General features: G+C 69.9%; 19 protein-coding genes. 18 read left to right on the forward strand and 1 reads right to left on the reverse strand.

The features are described 5' to 3' along the window. The first annotated feature begins 62 nt into the window (after positions 1 to 62). The 13 genes from ABC766_RS28025 (at position 63) to ABC766_RS28085 (ending at position 15,097) form a co-directional block, all read left to right on the forward strand. On the forward strand, positions 63 to 1,229 hold the full coding sequence (locus tag ABC766_RS28025) for an FtsW/RodA/SpoVE family cell cycle protein (protein ID WP_043356321.1): 1,167 nt from the start codon (positions 63 to 65) through the stop codon (positions 1,227 to 1,229). Continuing rightward, positions 1,226 to 2,335 (forward strand): undecaprenyldiphospho-muramoylpentapeptide beta-N-acetylglucosaminyltransferase, encoded by a 1,110-nt coding sequence (gene murG / locus ABC766_RS28030; protein WP_345820007.1) that lies wholly within the window; start codon positions 1,226 to 1,228, stop codon positions 2,333 to 2,335. The genes ABC766_RS28025 and murG overlap by 4 nt, the downstream gene beginning before the upstream one ends. 49 nt (positions 2,336 to 2,384) lie before the next feature. Continuing rightward, positions 2,385 to 3,791 carry a UDP-N-acetylmuramate--L-alanine ligase gene (murC, locus tag ABC766_RS28035; protein WP_043356325.1) on the forward strand — a complete coding sequence of 469 codons (1,407 nt, stop codon included), beginning with the start codon at positions 2,385 to 2,387 and terminating at the stop codon, positions 3,789 to 3,791. Between the two features lie 4 nt (positions 3,792 to 3,795). After that, positions 3,796 to 4,332 carry a DUF559 domain-containing protein gene (locus ABC766_RS28040; RefSeq protein WP_345820008.1) on the forward strand — a complete coding sequence of 179 codons (537 nt, stop codon included), beginning with the start codon at positions 3,796 to 3,798 and terminating at the stop codon, positions 4,330 to 4,332. After that, on the forward strand, positions 4,329 to 5,255 hold the full coding sequence (gene murB, locus ABC766_RS28045) for a UDP-N-acetylmuramate dehydrogenase (protein WP_345820009.1): 927 nt from the start codon (positions 4,329 to 4,331) through the stop codon (positions 5,253 to 5,255). The genes ABC766_RS28040 and murB overlap by 4 nt, the downstream gene beginning before the upstream one ends. A gap of 120 nt (positions 5,256 to 5,375) precedes the next feature. Then, positions 5,376 to 6,299 carry a D-alanine--D-alanine ligase gene (locus ABC766_RS28050; protein ID WP_043356331.1) on the forward strand — a complete coding sequence of 308 codons (924 nt, stop codon included), beginning with the start codon at positions 5,376 to 5,378 and terminating at the stop codon, positions 6,297 to 6,299. After that, positions 6,266 to 7,219 (forward strand): cell division protein FtsQ/DivIB, encoded by a 954-nt coding sequence (locus ABC766_RS28055; protein ID WP_345820010.1) that lies wholly within the window; start codon positions 6,266 to 6,268, stop codon positions 7,217 to 7,219. The genes ABC766_RS28050 and ABC766_RS28055 overlap by 34 nt, the downstream gene beginning before the upstream one ends. A gap of 52 nt (positions 7,220 to 7,271) precedes the next feature. Then, positions 7,272 to 8,594 carry a cell division protein FtsA gene (gene ftsA / locus ABC766_RS28060; protein ID WP_043384227.1) on the forward strand — a complete coding sequence of 441 codons (1,323 nt, stop codon included), beginning with the start codon at positions 7,272 to 7,274 and terminating at the stop codon, positions 8,592 to 8,594. Between the two features lie 93 nt (positions 8,595 to 8,687). Further along, positions 8,688 to 10,475, forward strand: a complete 1,788-nt coding sequence (gene ftsZ / locus ABC766_RS28065) for a cell division protein FtsZ (RefSeq protein WP_345820011.1) — start codon at positions 8,688 to 8,690, stop codon at positions 10,473 to 10,475. A gap of 438 nt (positions 10,476 to 10,913) precedes the next feature. Next, positions 10,914 to 11,861 carry a UDP-3-O-acyl-N-acetylglucosamine deacetylase gene (gene lpxC / locus ABC766_RS28070; protein WP_043345543.1) on the forward strand — a complete coding sequence of 316 codons (948 nt, stop codon included), beginning with the start codon at positions 10,914 to 10,916 and terminating at the stop codon, positions 11,859 to 11,861. A 191-nt stretch (positions 11,862 to 12,052) separates the two neighbouring features. Further along, complete coding sequence (locus ABC766_RS28075; RefSeq protein WP_043345570.1) at positions 12,053 to 12,934, forward strand: outer membrane protein assembly factor BamD; 882 nt, start codon at positions 12,053 to 12,055, stop codon at positions 12,932 to 12,934. 172 nt (positions 12,935 to 13,106) lie between these two features. Further along, positions 13,107 to 14,780, forward strand: coding sequence for a DNA repair protein RecN (recN, locus tag ABC766_RS28080; RefSeq protein ID WP_345820012.1), 1,674 nt, complete (start codon positions 13,107 to 13,109; stop codon positions 14,778 to 14,780). Positions 14,781 to 14,896: 116 nt separating this feature from the next. Continuing rightward, entirely contained in the window at positions 14,897 to 15,097 is a 201-nt protein-coding gene (locus tag ABC766_RS28085; protein WP_043345537.1) for a hypothetical protein, read from the forward strand. A gap of 15 nt (positions 15,098 to 15,112) precedes the next feature. Here ABC766_RS28085 and ABC766_RS28090 read toward each other — a convergent pair whose 3' ends face one another. Next, the gene (locus ABC766_RS28090) at positions 15,113 to 15,358 is read right to left on the reverse strand and encodes a hypothetical protein (RefSeq protein WP_043345535.1); all 246 of its coding nucleotides are present in this window, start codon (positions 15,356 to 15,358) and stop codon (positions 15,113 to 15,115) included. 267 nt (positions 15,359 to 15,625) lie between these two features. Between ABC766_RS28090 and pstS the strand changes: the two genes are divergently transcribed. The 5 genes from pstS (at position 15,626) to phoU (ending at position 20,305) form a co-directional block, all read left to right on the forward strand. Further along, complete coding sequence (gene pstS / locus ABC766_RS28095) at positions 15,626 to 16,666, forward strand: phosphate ABC transporter substrate-binding protein PstS (RefSeq protein WP_043345532.1); 1,041 nt, start codon at positions 15,626 to 15,628, stop codon at positions 16,664 to 16,666. Between the two features lie 84 nt (positions 16,667 to 16,750). Beyond that, positions 16,751 to 17,728, forward strand: a complete 978-nt coding sequence (gene pstC, locus ABC766_RS28100; RefSeq protein ID WP_043345529.1) for a phosphate ABC transporter permease subunit PstC — start codon at positions 16,751 to 16,753, stop codon at positions 17,726 to 17,728. A 12-nt stretch (positions 17,729 to 17,740) separates the two neighbouring features. After that, the gene (pstA, locus tag ABC766_RS28105; RefSeq protein WP_345820013.1) at positions 17,741 to 18,631 is read left to right on the forward strand and encodes a phosphate ABC transporter permease PstA; all 891 of its coding nucleotides are present in this window, start codon (positions 17,741 to 17,743) and stop codon (positions 18,629 to 18,631) included. A 20-nt stretch (positions 18,632 to 18,651) separates the two neighbouring features. Continuing rightward, positions 18,652 to 19,467 (forward strand): phosphate ABC transporter ATP-binding protein PstB, encoded by an 816-nt coding sequence (gene pstB, locus ABC766_RS28110; protein ID WP_342145462.1) that lies wholly within the window; start codon positions 18,652 to 18,654, stop codon positions 19,465 to 19,467. Positions 19,468 to 19,585: 118 nt separating this feature from the next. Continuing rightward, positions 19,586 to 20,305 (forward strand): phosphate signaling complex protein PhoU, encoded by a 720-nt coding sequence (gene phoU, locus ABC766_RS28115; RefSeq protein WP_043345524.1) that lies wholly within the window; start codon positions 19,586 to 19,588, stop codon positions 20,303 to 20,305. Positions 20,306 to 20,346 lie beyond the last annotated feature (41 nt).

Genomic DNA, 20,346 nt, shown 5'->3' on the forward strand with positions numbered 1-20,346 from the left:
GCACAGGATCAGGCCCGACCCGCGCGGATCGGCATCCGCGCGGCCTGGAGTCGTTGCCCGGCATGATGTCACGCGCGGAACGCACGCCCCTGACGGACTGGTGGTGGACCGTGGACCGCGGTCTGCTCGCGGCCCTGTTCGCGCTGATGATCGCGGGTCTGGTCTTCCTGATGGGCGGCGGCCCCCCGGTGGCCGAACGCATCGGCCTCCCGACCTTCTACTTCCTCAACCGGCAGGCGATGTACCTCGCGCCGACCATCCTGCTGATCTGCGCGGTGTCGTTCCTGTCGCTGCGCGGCATCCGGCGGCTCGCGCTGGTCACCTGGGTCTGCGGCGTCGTCCTGTGCCTGCTCGCCGGCAAGTTCGGGCCCGAGATCAAGGGCGCGCACCGCTGGATCCAGTTCGGCTCCTTCGGCCTGCAGCCCTCGGAATTCGTGAAGCCCGCCTTCGTGGTCGTCGCCGCCTGGGCCTTCTCGGAAGGCGCCCAGCGCCGCGACATGCCGGGCGGGATCCTCGCCCTGCTGCTGCTGCCGATCACCATCGTGCCGCTGCTGCTCCAGCCCGATTTCGGCCAGACCATGCTGATTACCATGGTGTGGTGCGCGCTGTTCTTCGTGGCCGGCCTCCACCTGATCTGGGTGGCCGTCCTCGGCGTGCTGGGCCTCGGAGGCGTGTTCGCTGCCTATCTGTTCTTCCATCACGTGCGTGAGCGCTTCAACAAGTTCCTCGACCGGGATTCCGGCGGCGGCTTCCAGGATTTCTGGTCGCGGGAATCCTTCCGCTCGGGCGGCTGGTTCGGCACCGGGCCGGGAGAGGGCGTGGCCAAGCGCCACCTGCCGGACGCGCATACCGACTTCATCTTCTCGGTCACCGGCGAGGAGTTCGGCGTGATCGTCTGCCTGTGCCTCGTGGCCCTGTTCGCCTTCATCGTCCTGCGCGGCCTCAAGCTCGCCCGCCGCACCGACGACACCTTCTCGCGGCTGGCGATCACCGGACTGACCACGCTGTTCGGCCTCCAGGCCTGCATCAACATGGCGGTGAACACCCAGCTGATGCCCGCCAAGGGCATGACGCTGCCCTTCGTCTCCTACGGCGGCTCCTCGCTGATCTCGCTGGCGCTCGGCACCGGCTTCCTCGTCGCCCTGACCCGCAAGCGCCCCCGCACCGTGATGCTCAGCCAGAAGCCCCCCGGCACCGCGCCGGCCACCGTCGCCGGAGTGATGCGGTGACGGTCTTCACCCCCACGATCCTGCTCTGCGCGGGCGGCACCGGCGGACACCTGTTCCCGGCCGAGAGCCTCGCCCACGCGCTGCGCGCCCGCGGCATCCGGGTGGCCCTCGCCACCGACGCCCGGGTCGATGCCATCGCGTCCGAGTTCCCGGCCTCCGAGGTCGTCACCATCGCCTCGGCGACGCCGTCCGGCCGCTCGCCGCTGAAGCGGGCCGGCGCCGTGCTGACGCTCGGCCGCGGCTTCGGCGTGGCCGCGAAGGAGATCCGACGGATCAACCCGGCCGCCATCGTGGGCTTCGGGGGCTATCCGACCGTCCCGCCGGTGCTGGCCGGCCAGATCCTGCGCGTGCCGACGATCCTGCACGAGCAGAATGCCGTGATGGGCCGGGCCAACGCCTTCCTGGCGCGGGGCGCCCGCACCATCGCCACCGGCTTCAAGGATGTGCGCGGCGTGCCCGAGAAGGCCAAAGCCCCGCGGATCCACACCGGCAACCCGCTTCGCCCGGCGGTGATCGAGGCGGCGAAGATCCCGTATCCCCCCCTCGGTCCGGATGACGCCCTGCGACTCCTGGTCTTCGGCGGCAGCCAGGGCGCCCGGGTCATGGGCGAGGTCGTGCCCGAGGCGATCGCCCGTCTGCCCGCCGCGCTGCGCGCCCGGCTGCACCTCGTCCAGCAGGTCCGGCCCGAGGACCTGACGGCGGTGCAGAACCGCTACCTCGCCATGGGTCTCGCGGGGATCGAGGCGGCGCCGTTCTTCAAGGACCTGCCGGCCCGCATGGCCGCGAGCCACCTCGTGGTCTCGCGCTCGGGGGCCTCGACGGTCTCCGAACTGGCGGCGATCGGCCGCCCGGCGATCCTGGTCCCGCTGCCCGGCTCGCTGGATCAGGACCAGGCTGCCAACGCCGCGACCCTCGACGCGATCGGCGCGGCGCTGGCGGTGAAACAGTCGGATTTCACGCCCGAGCGCCTCGCCGCGGACCTCACGGCCTGCTTCGAGACGCCGGCAAAATTGACCGCAGCGGCCGATGCGGCCAGAAGCGCGGGCATCCATGACGCCGCCGAGAGGCTGGCCGAGGTCGTCGTCGAGACGGCCGCCCACACCTGATCCTCCCGGGATTCCGCACCGGCGATCCCGACACCAGACGGTTCGACCCATGAAGCTGCCCGACAAGCTCGGACCCATCCACTTCATCGGCATCGGCGGTATCGGCATGTCCGGCATCGCCGAGGTGATGCACAACCTCGGCTACACGGTGCAGGGGTCGGACGCCTCGGACAACACCAATGTCCGCCGTCTCGCCGAGAAGGGCATGCGCACCTTCGTGGGCCACGATGCCCAGAACGTCGAGGAGGCGGCCCTGGTCGTCGTCTCCACGGCGATCCAGCGCGACAATCCCGAGCTGCAAGCCGCCCGGGAGCGCCGTCTGCCGGTGGTGCGCCGGGCCGAGATGCTGGCGGAGCTGATGCGCTTCAAGTCCTGCGTGGCCATCGCGGGCACGCACGGCAAGACCACGACCACGTCGCTGGTCGCGACGCTGCTGCTGGCCGGCAACCTCGACCCGACGGTGATCAACGGCGGCATCATCAACGCCTTCGGCACCAATGCCCGCATGGGCGAAGGCGACTGGATGGTGGTGGAGGCCGACGAGTCCGACGGCACCTTCCTGAAGCTGCCGGCGGACGTCGCCATCGTCACCAACATCGACCCCGAGCATCTCGATCATTTCGGCTCGTTCGATGCCGTGAAGGACGCGTTCCGGCGGTTCATCGACAACATCCCGTTCTACGGCTTCGCGGTGATGTGCATCGACCATCCGGTGGTGCAGGATCTCGTCGGCCATATCGAGGACCGGCGGATCATCACCTACGGTGAGAATCCGCAGGCGGACGTGCGCCTGATCGACGTGGACCTGCGCGGCGGCCAGAGCCGCTTCCGGGTGATGATCCGCGACCGCCGCCCCGGCTACCGGATGGAGATGGAGGACCTGGTCCTGCCCATGCCGGGCAAGCACAACGCGCTCAACGCCACCGCGGCGCTCGCCGTGGCGCACGAGCTCGGCGTGAAGCCCGACGCGATCCGCCAGGCGCTCGCCGGCTTCGGCGGCGTCAAGCGGCGCTTCACCCGCACCGGCGAGTGGAACGGCGCGACGATCTTCGACGATTACGGACACCATCCGGTGGAGATCAAGGCGGTGCTCAAGGCCGCGCGCGCCTCGACCGAGCACGGCGTCATCGCCGTGGTGCAGCCACACCGCTATACCCGGCTGCAATCGCTCTTCGACGATTTCTGCACCTGCTTCAACGATGCCGACACGGTTATCGTGGCGCCCGTCTACGCGGCCGGCGAGACGCCGATCGAGGGCTTCGACCGCGACAGCCTCGTGGCGGGCCTGCGCTCCCGCGGCCACCGCGACGCCCGGGCGCTGGAGCGGCCGGAGGAACTTTCGGGGATCATCGCGGAGCTCGCCAAGCCGGGCGACTACGTGGTGTGCCTCGGGGCCGGTACGATCACCCAATGGGCCTACGCGCTGCCGGGCGAATTGGCCGCGCGGGGACGGTGAGGGGATGCGCGGGGCCGATCCGGAACCGGCCCGTTTCCGGCGATGCCTGCGCGGATCACAAACCGAGGCCGAGCGCCGCCTCCGGTGTCGCTTGCGGGACCGGCGTCTCGGCGGGGCCGAGGTCGTCCGGCAGGAATCGATCAGGCGCTCTGTTGCGGAGTTCTGCTGCCGAACGTCACGCCTGATTGTCGAGCGGAATGGCGACCACCACGCGGCCAGCGACCATGATCGCGTTCGGGCCCCGTGGCTGACCGCACAGGGCTCTCGCGTCCTGGGGTTCTGGAACGTCGGGATCGTGAACACCGTCGCCGGCGTCCGAGACACGATTTTGTCCGTGCCGCCCCCCTCTCACCGCTTGCCGCGAGAGGGCCGCGACGACCCCGTCGTCGGCAGGGACCGCCCGAAGGGCGAAGGTGAGGGGGCGGCTTCAGTCAAGCCACAGCTGGAGCCGCCCCCTCACCCTCGGCTGCCGCCCCGATGCGACGACACGGTCGTCGCATCCCTCTCCCCGCAGGCGGGGAGCGGGGAGATCCAAAGATGACCGCATCCCTCCACGACCGAATCCGCGCCGCCGCGCCCGATCTTCGCGGGCGTCTGCTCGCCGACCAGCCGCTGGCCGACCTCACCTGGTTCCGGGTCGGCGGCCCCGCCGAGGTCCTGTTCACCCCGGCCGACGAGGAGGATCTCGCGCGCCTCCTCGCCACCCTGGAACCCGACGTGCCGGTCACGGTCATCGGTCTCGGCTCGAACCTGATCGTCCGCGACGGCGGGGTGCCGGGCGTGGTGGTCCGGCTCGGCGGCAAGGCGTTCGGCAGCGTCGCAATCGACGGCGACACGCTGGCCGTGGGCACCGCGGTTCCCGACATGCGCCTCGCCAAGGCGGCCGCCGAGGCCGGTCTCGACGGGCTCGCCTTCTACCGCGGCATCCCGGGCTCGATCGGCGGCGCGCTGCGCATGAATGCCGGCGCGCATGGCGGCGAGACCACCGACGTGCTGGTGGAGGCGCGCGGAATCGACCGCCGGGGCGCATTGCGCACCTTCAGCCACGCCGACATGGGCTTCTCCTACCGGCATTCGGATGCCCCGGAGGACGTCATCTTCACGAGCGCCCTGTTCCGGGGCAAGCCCGGCGACCGGGCCGCCATCGAGGCGGAGATGGAGCGGGTCACGGCCGCTCGCGAGGCCGCCCAGCCGATCCGCGAGCGCACCGGCGGTTCGACCTTCGCCAATCCCGAGGGCGGCAAGGCGTGGCAGCTCGTCGACGCCGCCGGTTGCCGGGGCCTGACCCGGGGCGGCGCCCAGGTCAGCGAGATGCACTGCAATTTCCTGATCAACACCGGCCATGCGACCGCCGCCGATATCGAGGGACTGGGCGAGGAAGTCCGTCGCCGGGTGCGCGAGACGAGCGGCGTCGAGCTGCGCTGGGAGATCCGGCGGATCGGCGCGGCGGCCGCCCCCCGGTGAGCGCGGTGAGCGCGGTGTTCCCGCCTCGCCGATGCGGCCGGGATACGGTGCTCGTCTGCCACCGGTGACCGTCCGGTCCCTGCAGAGTCTGTTTGAAGCCGACCTATTCGAGGTGCCCTGATGTCCAAGCACGTCGCCGTCCTGCTGGGCGGCACCTCCGCCGAGCGCGAAGTCTCGCTCAGTTCCGGCAAGGCCTGCGCCGACGCCCTCGAAGGCGAGGGCTACCGGGTCACCCGGGTCGATGTCGGTCCCGATATCGCCTCCGTGCTGACGGCGCTCAAGCCGGACGTGGCCTTCAACGCGCTGCACGGCCCGGACGGGGAGGACGGCACGATCCAGGGTCTCCTGGAGATCCTCAGGATCCCCTACACCCATTCCGGCGTCCTCGCCTCGGCGCTCGCGATGAACAAGGAGCAGGCCAAGACCGTCATGCGCGCGGCCGGCGTCGACGTGCCGGAAGGCCGGATCGTTAACCGTCGTGAGGCCGCCAGGACACACCCCCTGCCGCCACCCTATGTGGTGAAACCCATCGCCGAGGGCTCCTCGGTGGGTGTGATCATCGTGCGCGACGGGCGCTCGCACCCGCCCCAGATCCTCGCCTCCGAGGAGTGGACGTTCGGCGAGCAAGTCCTTGTAGAACCTTACATAGCCGGCCGCGAGCTCACCTGCGGGGTGATGGGCGACAGGGCCCTCGGCGTGATCGAGGTGAAGGCCGCGACGGGGGATTGGTACGACTACGACGCTAAATACGCCCCGGGGGGGTCGGTGCACGTGCTCCCGGCCGAACTTAAACCAAATGTTTACCAGCGTGTCCAAGAACTGTCGTTAACGGCGCATCAAGCACTGGGCTGTCGGGGCGTCAGCCGTGCCGACCTTCGCTACGACGACACACCGGGTGGAACCGGTCTGCTCGTCGTGCTGGAGGTCAACACGCAACCCGGCATGACCCAGACGAGCCTTGTGCCGGAGATGGCGGCCCATGCGGGCCTGAGTTTCGGTGAGCTCGTCCGATGGATGGTGGAGGACGCTTCCCTGAATCGCTGAGCGGCGACGCCGCCGGCCGGACCGGTCCCGCGCGCCTCGTTGGCGCGATCTTGGGCCGGCTCGCCGGCCGCGTCTCGCCTCGGTCGCTCTCGGTCCGCCGGGCCCGCTCGGGTCAGCGCCTGAGCGAGCGCCTGCCGCGCGGCGTCGGCGTGGTGGCGGTCTCCGTGTCCGCCGCCGCCATGGCGCTCGCCGGTTTCGTGGCGAGCGGCCGCTACGACGCCTTCGTGGCGGAGCAGGGCCGTCCCCTCGACATCGCGGCGCGCGTCGCGGGCTTCGGCGTCGAGCGCGTCACCATCTCGGGCATCTCCCGGATGTACGAGCGCGAGGTGCTGGCCGCCGCCGGCATCGACTGGCGCTCCTCGGTTCCCTTCCTCGACGTCAACGAGGTCCGCGAGCGGCTGCTGCGCGTGCCGCTGATCGCCCAGGCCTCCGTCCGGAAGATCTATCCCAACGAGATCGCCATCACCCAGGTGGAGCGCGAGCCCGCGGCCCTCTGGCAGAAGAACGGCGAGATCAGCGTGATCGCCGCCGACGGCACCGTCATCGACGCCATGCGGGACGACCGCTATGCCAGCCTCCCCCTGGTGGTCGGCGACGACGCCAACACCAAGCTTCCGGAATATCTCGCCCTCATCGCCGCCGCCGGTCCGCTCGCCGAGCGGATCAAGGCCGGCACCTACGTGTCCGGTCGGCGCTGGACCCTCAAGTTCGACGGCATCGACGTGCGCCTGCCCGAGGCCGACCCGGCCGCGGCGCTCGCCCGCCTCGTCCGGTTCGAGCGCGAGGCCGGCCTGCTTGAGAAGGACATCATCGCGGTGGACCTGCGCATGCCGGACCGCCTCGTGGTGCGCCTGACCGAGGAGGCCGCCGCCGCCCGTGCGGAAGCCCAGAAGGCGAAGAAGAAGGGCGCGGCCAGCTGATGCCCTTCCTGTCGATCTCCGCCCGTCCCGCCTCCCGCGTCCGGTAGCGTCAATGCACAGCCAACACGGCCTCACGCCGCGCTTGAAGCCGCTCTCCGCCCGGCGCTCGACCACCCTCTCGGTGCTCGATATCGGCACGAGCAAGGTGGTCTGCCTCATCGCCGAGCTGCAGCCCGCCGAGGCGCTCACCACGCTGCGCGGGCGCACCCACCTCGCGCGCATCATCGGCATCGGCCACCAGCGCTCGCTCGGCCTGAAGGGCGGCGCCATCGTCGACCTCGCCGCCGCCGAGGGCGCGATCCGTCAGGCGGTCCACGCCGCCGAGCGGATGGCCAAGGTCGAGGTCCAGTCGGTCATCGTCAACATGTCGGGCGGCCGGCTCGCCTCTCAGCATTTCCAGGCGCGGGTGAACGTCCGCTCCGGCACCGTCACGGGCAGCGACGTCGAGCGGGTGCTCGAGACCGCGAGCGCCCACGGCGTCAGCCCCGGCCGGGCCGTGCTCCACGCCCTGCCGACCGGCTACGCCTTGGACGGGCAGGGGGCCGTCATCGACCCGTCGGGCATGATCGGCGAGGCGCTCAGCGTCGACCTGCACGTGGTCACCAGCGAGCTGGCCGCCGCCCGCAACGTCATGCTGGCGGTGGAGCATTGCCACCTCGGCGTCGAGGCGGTGATCGCCACGCCCTACGCGGCCGGACTCTCCGCGCTCGTGGACGACGAGGCCGAGATGGGCGTCTGCGTCGTCGACATGGGCGGCGGCACCACCAGCGTCGGCGTGTTCTCCGGCGGGCACCTCGTCCACGTGGACGCCCTGGCGGTCGGCGGCCACCACGTCACCATGGACATCGCCCGCGGCCTCTCCACCCGGATGGCCGCGGCCGAGCGGCTGAAGACCCTCTACGGCTCGGCCCTGTCCACGCCTTCCGACGACCGCGACATGATCGCGGTGCACGGGGTCGGCGAGGACGAGGGCGAGGCCCCGGCCCACATCCCGCGCTCGCAGCTCGTGCGGATCATCAAGCCGCGGGTCGAGGAGGTGGTCGAGCTGGTCCGCGACCGCCTGCGGGACGCGGGCTTCGCGGCCCAGGCCGGACGGCGCGTGGTCCTCACCGGCGGCGCCAGCCAGCTCGTCGGCCTGCCGGAGGTCGCCCGCCGCGTCCTCCAGGGTCAGGTGCGAATCGGACGGCCCCTCGGGATCCGGGGTCTGCCGGAAGCCGCAAAGGGCCCGGCCTTCTCGGCGGCGGTCGGCCTGCTGGTCTACCCGCAGGTGGCGCATGCCGAGCATTTCGAGCCGCGGGGGCACGGCGCCTTCGCGGCGACCGGAACCGACAACTACCTGAACCGGGTCGGCCGCTGGCTCCGGGACAGCTTCTAGGGTTTCGCATCCGCCCCCGCGGACGGGCGGATCGAAGAGTATCCGGCGCCCAGGCGTCGCACGGAAAGCACAGTTAGCGAGAGGCTCGACACCATGGCCATCACCCTCCAGGCGCCGGACATCCGGGAACTCAAGCCCCGCATCACCGTCTTCGGCGTCGGCGGCGCCGGCGGCAACGCCGTCAACAACATGATCGAGTCGGGCCTCCTCGGCTGCGAATTCGTCGTGGCCAACACGGACGCCCAGGCGCTCACCTCCTCGAAGGCCGAGCGGGTGATCCAGATGGGCCTGGGCGTGACGCAGGGCCTCGGGGCCGGCTCGCACCCGGAGGTCGGCTCGGCCGCCGCCGACGAGGTGATCGACGAGATCCGTGATCAGCTCTCGGGCGCCCACATGTGCTTCATCACCGCCGGCATGGGCGGCGGCACCGGCACCGGCGCCGCTCCGGTCATCGCCCGTGCGGCCCGCGACATGGGCATCCTGACGGTCGGCGTCGTGACCAAGCCGTTCCAGTTCGAGGGCATGCGCCGCATGCGCACCGCCGAATCCGGCATCCAGGAGCTGCAGGCCGCGGTCGACACCCTGATCGTGATCCCGAACCAGAACCTGTTCCGGGTCGCCAACGAGAAGACCACCTTCGCGGACGCCTTCGCGATGGCCGACCAGGTGCTCTACTCCGGCGTCGCCTGCATCACCGACCTGATGGTGAAGGAAGGCCTCATCAACCTCGACTTCGCCGACGTCCGCGCGATCATGCGCGGCATGGGCAAGGCCATGATGGGCACCGGCGAGGCCTCCGGCGAGAAGCGCGCCAACCGTGCCGCCGAGGCGGCCATCGCCAATCCGCTCCTCGACGACGTCTCCATGAAGGGGGCCCGCGGCCTGCTGATCTCGATCACGGGCGGCTCGGACCTGACCCTGTACGAACTCGACGAGGCCGCGACCCGCATCCGCGAGGAAGTCGACCAGGACGCCAACATCATCCTGGGCGCCACCTTCGACGAGAGCCTCGACGGCATCATCCGCGTGTCGGTGGTCGCCACCGGCATCGAGCCGCTGCTGATCTCGGCGAACTCGCCCAACAACCCGGCCATCGCCGAGACCGAGCAGCGCATCGCCGAGGTTGCCGAGCGCCTGCGCGCCGAGGCTCGCTCTCGCGCCGCCTCGCCGGTGCCGAGCATCCGCACCGAGTCGGCCGCGCCGGCCCCCGCGCCGCAGCCCGGCACGGAGATGCGGGCCGAGCCGCGGATCGAGAGCCGCATGGAGAGCGCCGCGCCGGTGACCCGCGACGACGTCGTGCTCGCCCCGGCCCAGGCGCGCGCCGCGGCACCGTTCGTCCCGGCTCCCGCACCGCAGCGGGCCGAGCCGGCACCGGCCATCGAGGCCGGCCCGTTCGTGCCGCCGCGTCCCGCCGCCCCGACTGGCACGCCGCTCGCCCGCGCTCCGCGCATGCCGCAGATCCACGAGTTGCCGCCGATCGCTCAGACCCAGATCATGGCGAACCGCGCGGCCGAGGAGGCCGCTCCGGAATCCAAGCGGACCTCGCTGCTGCGCCGGCTCGCCACCGTGGGCTTCGGCGGCCGCCGCGAGGACATGGAGGGCGCCCCGGCGGCCCGGCCGGCCTCTCCCGCCGCCCCGCAGCCGCATTTGGCCCAGCCGCACATGGCCCAACCGCACATGGCCCAGCCGCACATGGCCCAGCCGCACATGGCCCAGTCCCACGTGCCGCCGGCCCCCCGTGCTCCGGCCGCGCCCGCGGTGCCGCAATACCGCCCGGCCCAGGGCAACCTCGACGCGCAGGGCCGGGTCTCCGCGCAGCCCCGGATGATGGACGACGATCAGCTCGAGATCCCCGCCTTCCTGCGCCGTCAGGCGAACTGACCGGCCCAGATCGCGGACACGGCAGGGGGCCGGCGGGAAACCGCCGGCCCCTTCGCGCTGCAACAAAGCAACTCTTGGTTGTTACGGCCTGAAACAGGCCCCATCGCGTGGGCATGCGGCGTCTCGCGAGGCCGGGACCGTGGTGCATCCGCGCCACAGAACGGCCGCCGGTTAGCCATGCGTTAACCAAGCTTTAAGCCTTTGGTGGACCAGCGTTTTGCGGCAACGAGCCGGTAAGCGTGTCTGTAACAGACCGTAAGAATCCGTGATTTGGCTGCCCTGTGCGGTGCAGCTATAGAAACCATGTGATCGAGACGACACGCATCGGGACACAACCTGATCGCGTGGGCTAGGGCATCAAGCAGCGGACGGATCAGTCGGTTTTCTCTTCACCCCCGGTCGGGGTGTCGGGATCTGGTCGCGCCCGGGGGCTAAGGAATGCGAACGCACAAACAGACGACCCTCAAAGGGCCGGCGACTCTCTCGGGCATCGGAGTTCACTCCGGCAATCCCGCCGAGATCACGATCCGGCCCGCTCCGGCCAATCATGGCATCGCCTTCCTCCGCACCGGCACCACTCACGGCAACGACCGGCTGATCAAGGCACACCACGCCCTCGTCTCCGCCACGGAACTCTGCACCGTTCTGGGTGACGTTGAGACGGGCGCAGTCGCCACCGTCGAGCACCTGATGTCCGCCCTGTTCGGCCTGGGCGTCGACAACGCCCTGATCGAGATCGACGGCCCGGAGATGCCGATCCTCGACGGATCGGCGCTCCCCTTCGTCCAGGCGATCGACCAAGTGGGGATCGCCACCTGCGACACCCCCCGGCGCTGGCTCAAGATCCTCCGCCACGTCCGCATCGAGACCGGCACGTCCTTCGCGGAGCTGCGTCCGATCGATCGCGGCTTCCGCCTCGATGTCGAGATCGATTTCGAGAGCCCGGTGATCGGCCGCTCCCGCAAGGCGATGGACCTCTCGCCCGCCACCTATCGCCGCGAGATCGCCGGCGCCCGCACCTTCGGGATGATGCGGGACGTGGAGCGCTACTGGAAGGCGGGCTTCGCCCTCGGCGCCTCGCTGGAGAACACCGTGGCGGTCGGCGAGACCGCGGTAGTCAACCCCGAGGGGCTGCGCTTCCAGGACGAATTCGTCCGCCACAAGATCCTCGACGCGATCGGCGACCTGGCGCTGGCCGGGCTGCCGATCCAGGGCGCGTACCGCTCCTATTGCGGCGGCCACCGGATGAATGTCGGCGTGCTCTCGGCCCTCTTCGCCGACCGGGCGAACTACGCCATCGTCGAGGCGCAGGGCTCGCGCCGCGAGACCGTTTTGTCCGAACTCGGCGTCGGCCTCGGCATCGCCGCCTTCGCGGGCGACCTCTAGAAAGCGCCTGTGGCCGGTGGGACACAGCCGGCAACCGATCCTGGCTGCCGCAGCCTTGCCGCTTTCGTGCCCGAATCGAACGGCACGGTTTAACGGTCCGTGAACGGCGGGCACGGCCCGGGGCGGGCCGGATCCACCCACGCGATGGCATGACGGCGCGAGACGGCGCCGGTTCCGGGAAAGAGCGCCAGATGCCTGTCACCATTCGTCATCGCCGGGGAGCGGCCTTCGCGGCGCCCCTCGTGGCCATCCTCGGCCTGGGCCTCGGCGGCTGCGACTTCGACCCGACCAGCATCTTCGCTGAGAAGTACAAACCCGAAGTCGTCCCGGACGTCCCGGCCGACAAGCTGTACAGCGATGGCTTGGCCAAGCTCGAGGACAGCGACTACGAGGGCGCAGTCAAGAAATTCGACAATCTGGACAAGCAGTATCAGTATTCCGAGTGGTCTCGGAAGGCACTGCTGATGACGGCCTACGCCAACTACGAAGGCCAGAAATACGACGACGCCATCAGCGCCTCGAAGCGTTACCTGCAGCGGCATCCGGCCAGCAAGGACGCCGCCTACGCGCAGTACCTGATGGCGATGTCGAACTATAAGCAGATCCCGGACGTCACCCGCGATCAGGACCGGTCCGAGAAGGCGCTCGTCGCCCTCCAGGAACTGGTACAGAAGTATCCGACATCGGAATACGCTGCCGACGCGAAGGCGAAGATCCAGATCACCCGCGATCAGCTCGCCGGCAAGGAGATGGAGATCGGCCGCTTCTACCTCGAGAAGCGGAATTTCCCGGCGGCGATCAACCGCTTCCGCGACGTGGTCGCCAAGTACCAGACCACCCGCCACGCCGAGGAGGCGCTCGAGCGCCTGACCGAGGCCTACTGGGCGCTGGGCATCACCCAGGAGGCGCAGAATGCCGCCGCGGTGCTCGGACACAACTTCCCGGAAAGCCCCTGGTACAAGGACGCCCACGCGCTCCTGGCTCAGGGCGGCCTCGAGCCCCGCGAGGAGAAGTCCTCGTTCCTCTCGAAGATCTACCGCACGGTCACCGGCAAGACCGCCTCGGCCGAGTAGGCATCGGAGCCCGCGACCGGGCCGTCCCGCGCACAGATCGAGGCCCGGAGCCGCCGCTCCGGGCCTTTCCCGTTGCGGCGCCCCCTTGCGTGGTGCGACGCATTTTTGGGGTGAATCCGCGCCGCAGCGGCCTTATGTGTGCGGTCCCGTCCTGAGGAATCCCCGTCGCCGCATGCTGGCGCAGCTCGCGATTCGCGACATCGTCCTGATCGACAGGCTCGAACTGAATTTTCGATCGGGACTCAGCGTCCTGACCGGAGAGACGGGCGCGGGCAAATCGATCCTGCTCGACGCCTTCGCCCTGGCCCTCGGCGGTCGTGGCGACGGCCGCCTGGTGCGTCACGGCGAGGCGCAGGGCGTGGTCACGGCGGTCTTCGACCTGCCCGTCGACCATCCCGCGCGCCGGATCGCGGAGGAGGCCGAGATCGACACCGAGGGCGACCTGATCCTGCGCCGGACCCAGATGGCGGACGGCCGGACCCGCGCCTTCGTCAACGACCAGCCGGTGGGCGTGCAGGTCCTGCGGGCGATCGGCGCGGCCCTTGTGGAGATCCACGGGCAGCACGACGACCGGGCGCTCGCCGACCCCGCCTCGCACCGCGCGATCCTGGACGCCTTCGGCGGGCTTCAGCCCCAGCTCGCCAAGGTCGGCACCGCCGCTCGGGCCGTCCGGACGGCTCGGACCGAACTCGCCGAGCACCGCGCCCGGGTCGAGACGGCCCGCAAGGAGGCCGACTTCCTGCGCCATTCCGTGGAGGAACTCGCCGAACTCGCGCCGCTTCCGGGGGAGGAGGCGCAGCTCGCCGAGCGCCGCACCATCATGCAGCAATCCGAGAAGGTGGCGCGCGAACTCAACGAGGCGCTGGAGGCGGTCGGCGGACCTCATTCCGGCGTGCCGCATCTCTCGGCCGCCCTGCGCAAGCTGGAGCGCCGCGCCGCGCAGCTGCCGGCCCTCGTCGACCCGTGCGTGAACGCCCTCGACGCCGCGATGGTCGCCCTCGACGAAGCCCGGGCGGTCCTCGATGCGGCGGTGGCCGAGACGGAGTTCGATCCCCGCGACCTGGAGCGCGTGGAGGAGCGGCTCTTCGCCCTGCGCGCCGCGTCGCGCAAGTACGACGTGGCCGCCGACGACCTCGCCGCCCTGGCGGAGCGCTACGCCAACGACGTCGCGGCCATCGATGCCGGCGAGGCGGCGCTGTCCGGCCTCGAGGAGGGGCTCGCGACGGCGGAGGCCGCCTACGCCGAGGCTGCCGAGAAGCTCAGCGCCGGGCGCCGCCGGGCGGCCAAGCAGCTCGACGCCGCCGTGAAGGCCGAGCTGCCGCCCCTCAAGCTGGAGCGGGCCCGGTTCATCACCGAGATCGTCACGGATCCGGATTCCCGCGATGCCGCCGGCACCGACCGCGTCGAGTTCTGGGCCCAGACAAACCCGGGGACCAAGCCCGGTCCGATGATGAAGGTCGCCTCGGGTGGCGAGCTGTCGCGCTTCATGCTGGCGCTCAAGGTGGTGCTGGCCGACAAGGGCTCCGCTCCGACCCTCATCTTCGACGAGATCGATACCGGGGTCGGCGGCGCGGTGGCGGACGCCATCGGGCTGCGCCTCGCCCGGCTGGCGGCCACCGTGCAGGTGGTCGCGGTGACCCATGCCCCCCAGGTTGCCGCGCGCGCCGAGACGCATTTCCTGATCGCCAAGGCGCCCGTGAAGGGGGCCGGCCGCGTCGCCACCCGCGTGTCGAGCCTGCCGGTCGCCGAGCGCCGGGAGGAGATCGCCCGGATGCTGGCGGGCGCCACCGTCACCGACGAAGCCCGGGCGGCAGCCGCGCGCCTGCTTCAGGGCGCCGAGGCGTAGCCCGGCGACAGCCTTAACCGTTGGTTGAGCTTAACGATGCGTTAACTATTCGACTTGAAAGTGCCGTCATCCCGGTACCGCGGAAGGCATGGGCGGTCGATGGGCGGGAGGGAGCCATGAAGCCGGCTATCGTCGAGTCCGATGGGCATCTGCCTGCGGGACAGTCGCTGAAGCGGGCGCTCGACACGCGCCAGCTCGGCCTCAACCTTCGCACGGTCTACGAAGGCAGCGTCGACACGCAGCCGATCACCGACACGCACGTCGAGCTGCTTCTGCGACTGCGCCAGAAGGAGCGGGAGCTGCGCCGGGCGATCTGATCCGGCCCCGCGCCGCTACCAGCGGCGCGCCCCCGGCCGTCGACGATACTCGGCGGCACGAATCAACGTCAGCACCCGGTCGAGGTTGACCAGCAGCTCGGCCTCCTCGCGCCGCGCTGCGGCCGCAAGCTCCGGATCGGTGGAGAATTTCTGGCGCGCCTGCGCCAGCGTGAGGGCACGCTCCACGGCTTCCCGCTCCGCATGCAGGGCCGACCAGACCGGGTCGGCATCCGCCCCCGTATCGACCTCCTCGCCGCCCACGATCCGACGTCCTCCCGCTGTCACTGCCGCTGGCATTGCTCCGGCATTGCCGCTGCCCATGCGGGTTATGAACGCGCGAGATCCACGAACCGTGCCGTCCGGCCCGCGGCGCGATGTCATCCCGGTGTCATCTGCCTGTCGTATGCGCCCCTCCATCGGGCGGCCGGCGCTGGGTCTCTTCGGAAGATCGGCCGCAGAGCTCTGCCGCGGGCATGGGCTTGCCGGCAGGGCAGCGCAGGCTCTTGCCCGACGGCAACGGAGAATCCCTTGAGACCCTTCGCTTACGCGCTCGCCGTCGGCCTCGCGACGGTTCAGCTGGCGTCCGCGGCGCTCGCCGCCGATATCACCGGCGCCGGGGCTACGTTCCCCTTCCCGGTCTACTCCAAGTGGGCCGAGGCCTATCGCAAGGAGACCGGCTCGGGCCTCAACTACCAGTCGATCGGCTCCGGGGGCGGCATCAAGCAGATCCAGGCGAAGACGGTCGATTTCGGCGCCACCGACGCGCCCCTCAAGCCCGAGCAGCTCGCCAAGGACGGTCTCGTCCAGTTCCCGACCGTGATGGGCGGCGTCGTGCCGGTGGTGAACATCCCCGGGATCGAGCCGGGCAAGCTCAAGCTCACCGGCGACGTGCTGGCCGACATCTATGCCGGCAAGATCGCCAAGTGGAGCGATCCGCGGATCGCGAAACTCAATGACGGGCTGAAGCTCCCCGACTCCAACATCACCCCGGTCTACCGCTCCGACGCGTCGGGCACGACCAACATCTTCACCACGTACCTGTCCCAGGTCTCCGAGCCCTGGAAGAAGGAATACGGCGCCGCCACGACGATCTCCTGGCCGGTGGGGCAGGGTGGCAAGGGCAACGAGGGCGTGACCGCCACGGTGAAGCAGGTCCCGAACGCGATCGGCTACGTCGAGTCGGCCTACGCCAAGCAGAACAAGCTTTCCTACGCCCTGCTGCAGAACAAGGCCGGCAAGTATCCGCAGCCCGACGACAAGGCGTTCCAGGCCGCGGCGGCGAGCGCCGACTGGAAGGCGACCCCGGGCTTCGGCATCTCCCTGACCAACCAGCCGGGCGAGGCGGCGTGGCCGATCACGGCGGCGACCTTCATCCTGGTCCACAAGGATGCCGTCGATCCGGCCAAGTCCGCCGATGTGCTCAAGTTCTTCAACTGGGCCTACAAGAACGGCGACAAGCTTGCCGTCGACCTCGACTATGTCCCGCTGCCGGACAACGTCGTCGAGCTGATCCACCAGGAGTGGAAGGACGTGAAGGGCAAGGACGGTAAGCCTGTCTTCAACATGTGAGCGTGGCCGGGAGGAGGTGCGAACCTCCTCCCTCGCTTCTCGGAACGCCCCGCGCTACCACGCCCTCTTCGCAGAGAACAGCGGATGCCCGCTTTGACAGAATCGATCGCCCTCGGCCGAACCCGTTCCGCGACGGCGCGGAAGGCGCCGAGCCGGAGCCTCGACACCCTGTTCCGGACCTCCTCGTATGCCGCAGCGCTGCTGGTGCTGCTCGTCCTCGCCGGCATCCTGGGCTCGATCCTCTACGGCGGTTGGCCCGCCTTCCGCGAATTCGGCTTCGGATTCCTGACCTCCAGCGCCTGGAACGTCGGGACCGAGCAGTACGGCGCGCTGGTGGCGGTGATCGGGACCGTCGCCTCTGCCTTCCTGGCGCTCCTGATCGGCGTCCCCGTCTCCCTCGGGATTGCGGTCTACCTCACCCAGCTCTGCCCGGGCTGGGCCCGCAAGCCGGTCGCCATGACGATCGAGCTGCTCGCCGCCGTGCCCAGCATCATCTACGGCATGTGGGGCCTGTTCGTGTTCGCGCCGCTCTTCGCGCGCTACATCCAGATCCCGGTCTCGAACCTCGTCGAGGGCATGCCGATCGTCGGCACGCTGTTCTACGCCCGGGTGCCCTCGGGCGTCGGCGTCTTCACCGCCGGGATCATCCTGGCGATCATGATCGTGCCGTTCATCGCCTCGATCGCCCGCGACATGCTCGACCAGATCCCGACCGTGCTGCGCGAGAGCGCCTACGGCATCGGCTGCACCACCTGGGAGGTGGTGCGCCACGTGCTGGTGCCGCAGGCCTCGGTCTCGATCATCGGGGCGATCATGCTCGGCCTCGGCCGGGCGCTGGGCGAGACGATGGCGGTGACCTTCGTGGTCGGCAACGCCAACCGCCTCTCGGCCTCGATCTTCGATCCGAGCTCGACCATCGCGTCGCGCATCGCCAACGAGTTCAACGAAGCCGACGGCCTCCAGCTCAACGCCCTGATGGCTCTGGGCTGCATCCTGTTCGTGATCACCTTCGTGGTTCTCATCATCGCCCGGCTGCTGACGCGCCGCGTCCAGGCCGCCTGAGGAGCACGCGCGATGGACGCCTCCCCTACGATGACCGCGACGCCCCGGCGCCGCTCCGGCCGGGTCCGTCAGGGCCGGCGCATCGCCGACCGCACGCTGCGGGTTGCCTGCACCGGGGCGACGCTGGTGGGCGCCCTGGTCCTGGGCTCGATCCTGGTGATGCTGATCGTCCAGGGCGTGCGCGGCTTCACGCCGACCCTGTTCACCAACCCGACGCCGGGCCCCGGATCCGAGGGCGGCGGCATCGCCAACGCCATTCTGGGCAGCCTCGTCCTGACCGGGATCGGCATCGTGATCGCGACACCGGTCGGCGTCATGGCCGGGACCTTCCTGGCCGAGTACGGGCGCGGCTCGAAGCTCGCGGCCCTGATCCGCTTCCTCAACGACATCCTGCTCTCGGCGCCGTCGATCCTGATCGGCCTGTTCGTCTACACCCTGATGGTGCGGCCGATGGGCACCTATTCGGGCTGGGCCGGCGGCGTCGCGCTCGCGATCATCGCGGTGCCGGTGATCGTCCGCACCACCGAGGACATGCTGCGGCTCGTCCCCGGAACCCTGCGGGAGGCCGGCGCGGCGCTCGGGGCGCCGCCCTCGACGGTGATCATCAACGTCACGTGGCGGGCGGCCTCGGCCGGCATCGTCACCGGGATCATCCTGGCCCTGGCGCGCATCGCCGGCGAGACGGCGCCATTGCTGTTCACCGCGCTCAACAACAATTCCTGGTTCTCGGCCAACCTGATGGGCGGCGTCGCGAACCTGCCGGTGATGATCTACCAGTTCGCCCTGTCGCCCTACCCGAACTGGCAGGGCCTCGCCTGGGCCGGCGCGCTTCTGATCACCGCCACCATCCTGGTGCTGTCGATCATTGCCCGCCTTGTGATCAAGCCGCAGACCTCGCGCTGAGACCCTTCGAGGACACGACGATGAACGCCGCCTCCGCGATCCCCACGGTCGAGCTGAACCGCAACCGCGCCGACGAGGGCGGTCCCGTGCGGATCGCCGTGAAGCGCCTGAACTTCTACTACGGCAGCTTCCACGGGTTGAAGGACGTCAACCTCGACTTCCACGACCGGCAGGTCACGGCGCTGATCGGGCCGTCGGGCTGCGGCAAGTCCACCCTGCTGCGCTGCTTCAACCGGATCTACAGCCTCTATCCGGAGCAGCGGGCCGAGGGCGAGATCCTCCTGGACGGGGAGAACATCCTCAGCCCCTCCATCGACCTGAACGAGCTGCGCTCGCGCATCGGCATGGTGTTCCAGAAGCCGACGCCGTTCCCGATGTCGATCTATGACAACGTCGCCTTCGGCCTGCGCCTCTACGAGAAGCTGCCGAAATCCGAACTCGACGGCCGGATCGAGGCCTCCCTGCGCAAGGCCGCCCTCTGGGACGAGGTGAAGGACAAGCTCAAGCAGCAGGGTACGGGCCTGTCGGGCGGCCAGCAGCAACGCCTGTGCATCGCCCGCACGGTGGCGCAGCGCCCGGAGGTGATCCTGTTCGACGAACCGACCTCGGCCCTCGACCCGATCTCCACCGGCCGCATCGAGGAGCTGATCGAGCAGTTGCGCGACGAGTTCACCATCGTGATCGTCACCCACAACATGCAGCAGGCGGCGCGCATCTCGCAGTTCACCGCCTTCATGTATCTGGGCCAGCTGATCGAGTTCGGTCCGACCAACCGGATGTTCATGAACCCGACGGAACGCCGCACCCAGGACTACATCACCGGCCGGTTCGGCTAGTCTGCCTGGACGCTCCGGTCTCGGGGAAGGCCGTCCGGTCGCCGCATCCGCGGAGGGCCGGCGGGTCCCCGAGGGCCTCCGCGGAGCGCCGCCCCCGGGACCCATCGAAGGATTCGCCATGCCCGGCCATATCGTCACCTCCTACGACACCGACCTGGAGAACCTGCGTCGCTCGATCTCGGAGATGGGCGGCGTGGCCGAGAAGATGACCGCGGAGGCGACGGACGCCCTCGTGCGCCGGGACGACACGCTCGCCCAGGCGGTGATCGTCGCCGACAAGCGCCTCGACGCCCTGCAGCGGGACATCGAGGAGCGCGCCGTGCTGTTGATCGCCCGGCGTCAGCCCCTGGCGATCGATCTGCGTGAGACGATCTCGGCGATCCGCGTCTCCGGCGACCTCGAGCGGATCGGCGACCTCGCCAAGAACGTCGCCAAGCGGGTGGTGGCGATCTCCGATCAGGCGCCGGCCCAGAAGATCGTTCTCGGTGTGCGCCACATGAGCGACCTCGCGGAGGGCCAGCTCAAGGACGTTCTCGACGCCTATGCGAGCCGCGACGTCCAGGCAGCCCACGATGTCTGGGAGCGGGACGGCGAGATCGACGCCCTGTACAATTCGCTGTTCCGCGAGCTCCTGACCTACATGATGGAGGATCCGCGCAACATCTCGTTCTGCACGCATCTTCTGTTCTGCGCCAAGAACGTCGAGCGGATCGGCGACCACACCACCAACATCGCCGAGACGATCCACTATCTCGCCACGGGCGAGGCCCTGGCGGGCGATCGGCCGAAGAACGATGCGTCGAACTATGCGACCGTGGACGGGGTGCCGGCTCCGTAAGCGGGCCGCCCCCGGTCCAGGCGTCGGCCTGCGCGCGCTCC

The sequence above is a fragment of the Methylobacterium fujisawaense genome, assembly GCF_039619325.1.
In the GTDB taxonomy this organism is placed as follows: domain Bacteria; phylum Pseudomonadota; class Alphaproteobacteria; order Rhizobiales; family Beijerinckiaceae; genus Methylobacterium; species Methylobacterium fujisawaense.

What these genes read in the sequence shown, in the direction of transcription:
- ftsZ (WP_345820011.1), top strand. Translation starts at nt 8,688, where the DNA reads ATGGCCATCACCCTCCAGGCGCCGGACATCCGGGAACTCAAGCCCCGC.
- murC (WP_043356325.1), top strand. Translation starts at nt 2,385, where the DNA reads ATGAAGCTGCCCGACAAGCTCGGACCCATCCACTTCATCGGCATCGGC.
- lpxC (WP_043345543.1), top strand. Translation starts at nt 10,914, where the DNA reads ATGCGAACGCACAAACAGACGACCCTCAAAGGGCCGGCGACTCTCTCG.
- ABC766_RS28075 (WP_043345570.1), top strand. Translation starts at nt 12,053, where the DNA reads ATGCCTGTCACCATTCGTCATCGCCGGGGAGCGGCCTTCGCGGCGCCC.
- ABC766_RS28055 (WP_345820010.1), top strand. Translation starts at nt 6,266, where the DNA reads ATGGATGGTGGAGGACGCTTCCCTGAATCGCTGAGCGGCGACGCCGCC.
- murB (WP_345820009.1), top strand. Translation starts at nt 4,329, where the DNA reads ATGACCGCATCCCTCCACGACCGAATCCGCGCCGCCGCGCCCGATCTT.
- pstB (WP_342145462.1), top strand. Translation starts at nt 18,652, where the DNA reads ATGAACGCCGCCTCCGCGATCCCCACGGTCGAGCTGAACCGCAACCGC.
- ABC766_RS28025 (WP_043356321.1), top strand. Translation starts at nt 63, where the DNA reads ATGATGTCACGCGCGGAACGCACGCCCCTGACGGACTGGTGGTGGACC.
- pstC (WP_043345529.1), top strand. Translation starts at nt 16,751, where the DNA reads ATGCCCGCTTTGACAGAATCGATCGCCCTCGGCCGAACCCGTTCCGCG.
- recN (WP_345820012.1), top strand. Translation starts at nt 13,107, where the DNA reads ATGCTGGCGCAGCTCGCGATTCGCGACATCGTCCTGATCGACAGGCTC.
- ABC766_RS28040 (WP_345820008.1), top strand. Translation starts at nt 3,796, where the DNA reads ATGCGCGGGGCCGATCCGGAACCGGCCCGTTTCCGGCGATGCCTGCGC.
- ftsA (WP_043384227.1), top strand. Translation starts at nt 7,272, where the DNA reads ATGCACAGCCAACACGGCCTCACGCCGCGCTTGAAGCCGCTCTCCGCC.
- ABC766_RS28085 (WP_043345537.1), top strand. Translation starts at nt 14,897, where the DNA reads ATGAAGCCGGCTATCGTCGAGTCCGATGGGCATCTGCCTGCGGGACAG.
- pstA (WP_345820013.1), top strand. Translation starts at nt 17,741, where the DNA reads ATGGACGCCTCCCCTACGATGACCGCGACGCCCCGGCGCCGCTCCGGC.
- ABC766_RS28050 (WP_043356331.1), top strand. Translation starts at nt 5,376, where the DNA reads ATGTCCAAGCACGTCGCCGTCCTGCTGGGCGGCACCTCCGCCGAGCGC.
- phoU (WP_043345524.1), top strand. Translation starts at nt 19,586, where the DNA reads ATGCCCGGCCATATCGTCACCTCCTACGACACCGACCTGGAGAACCTG.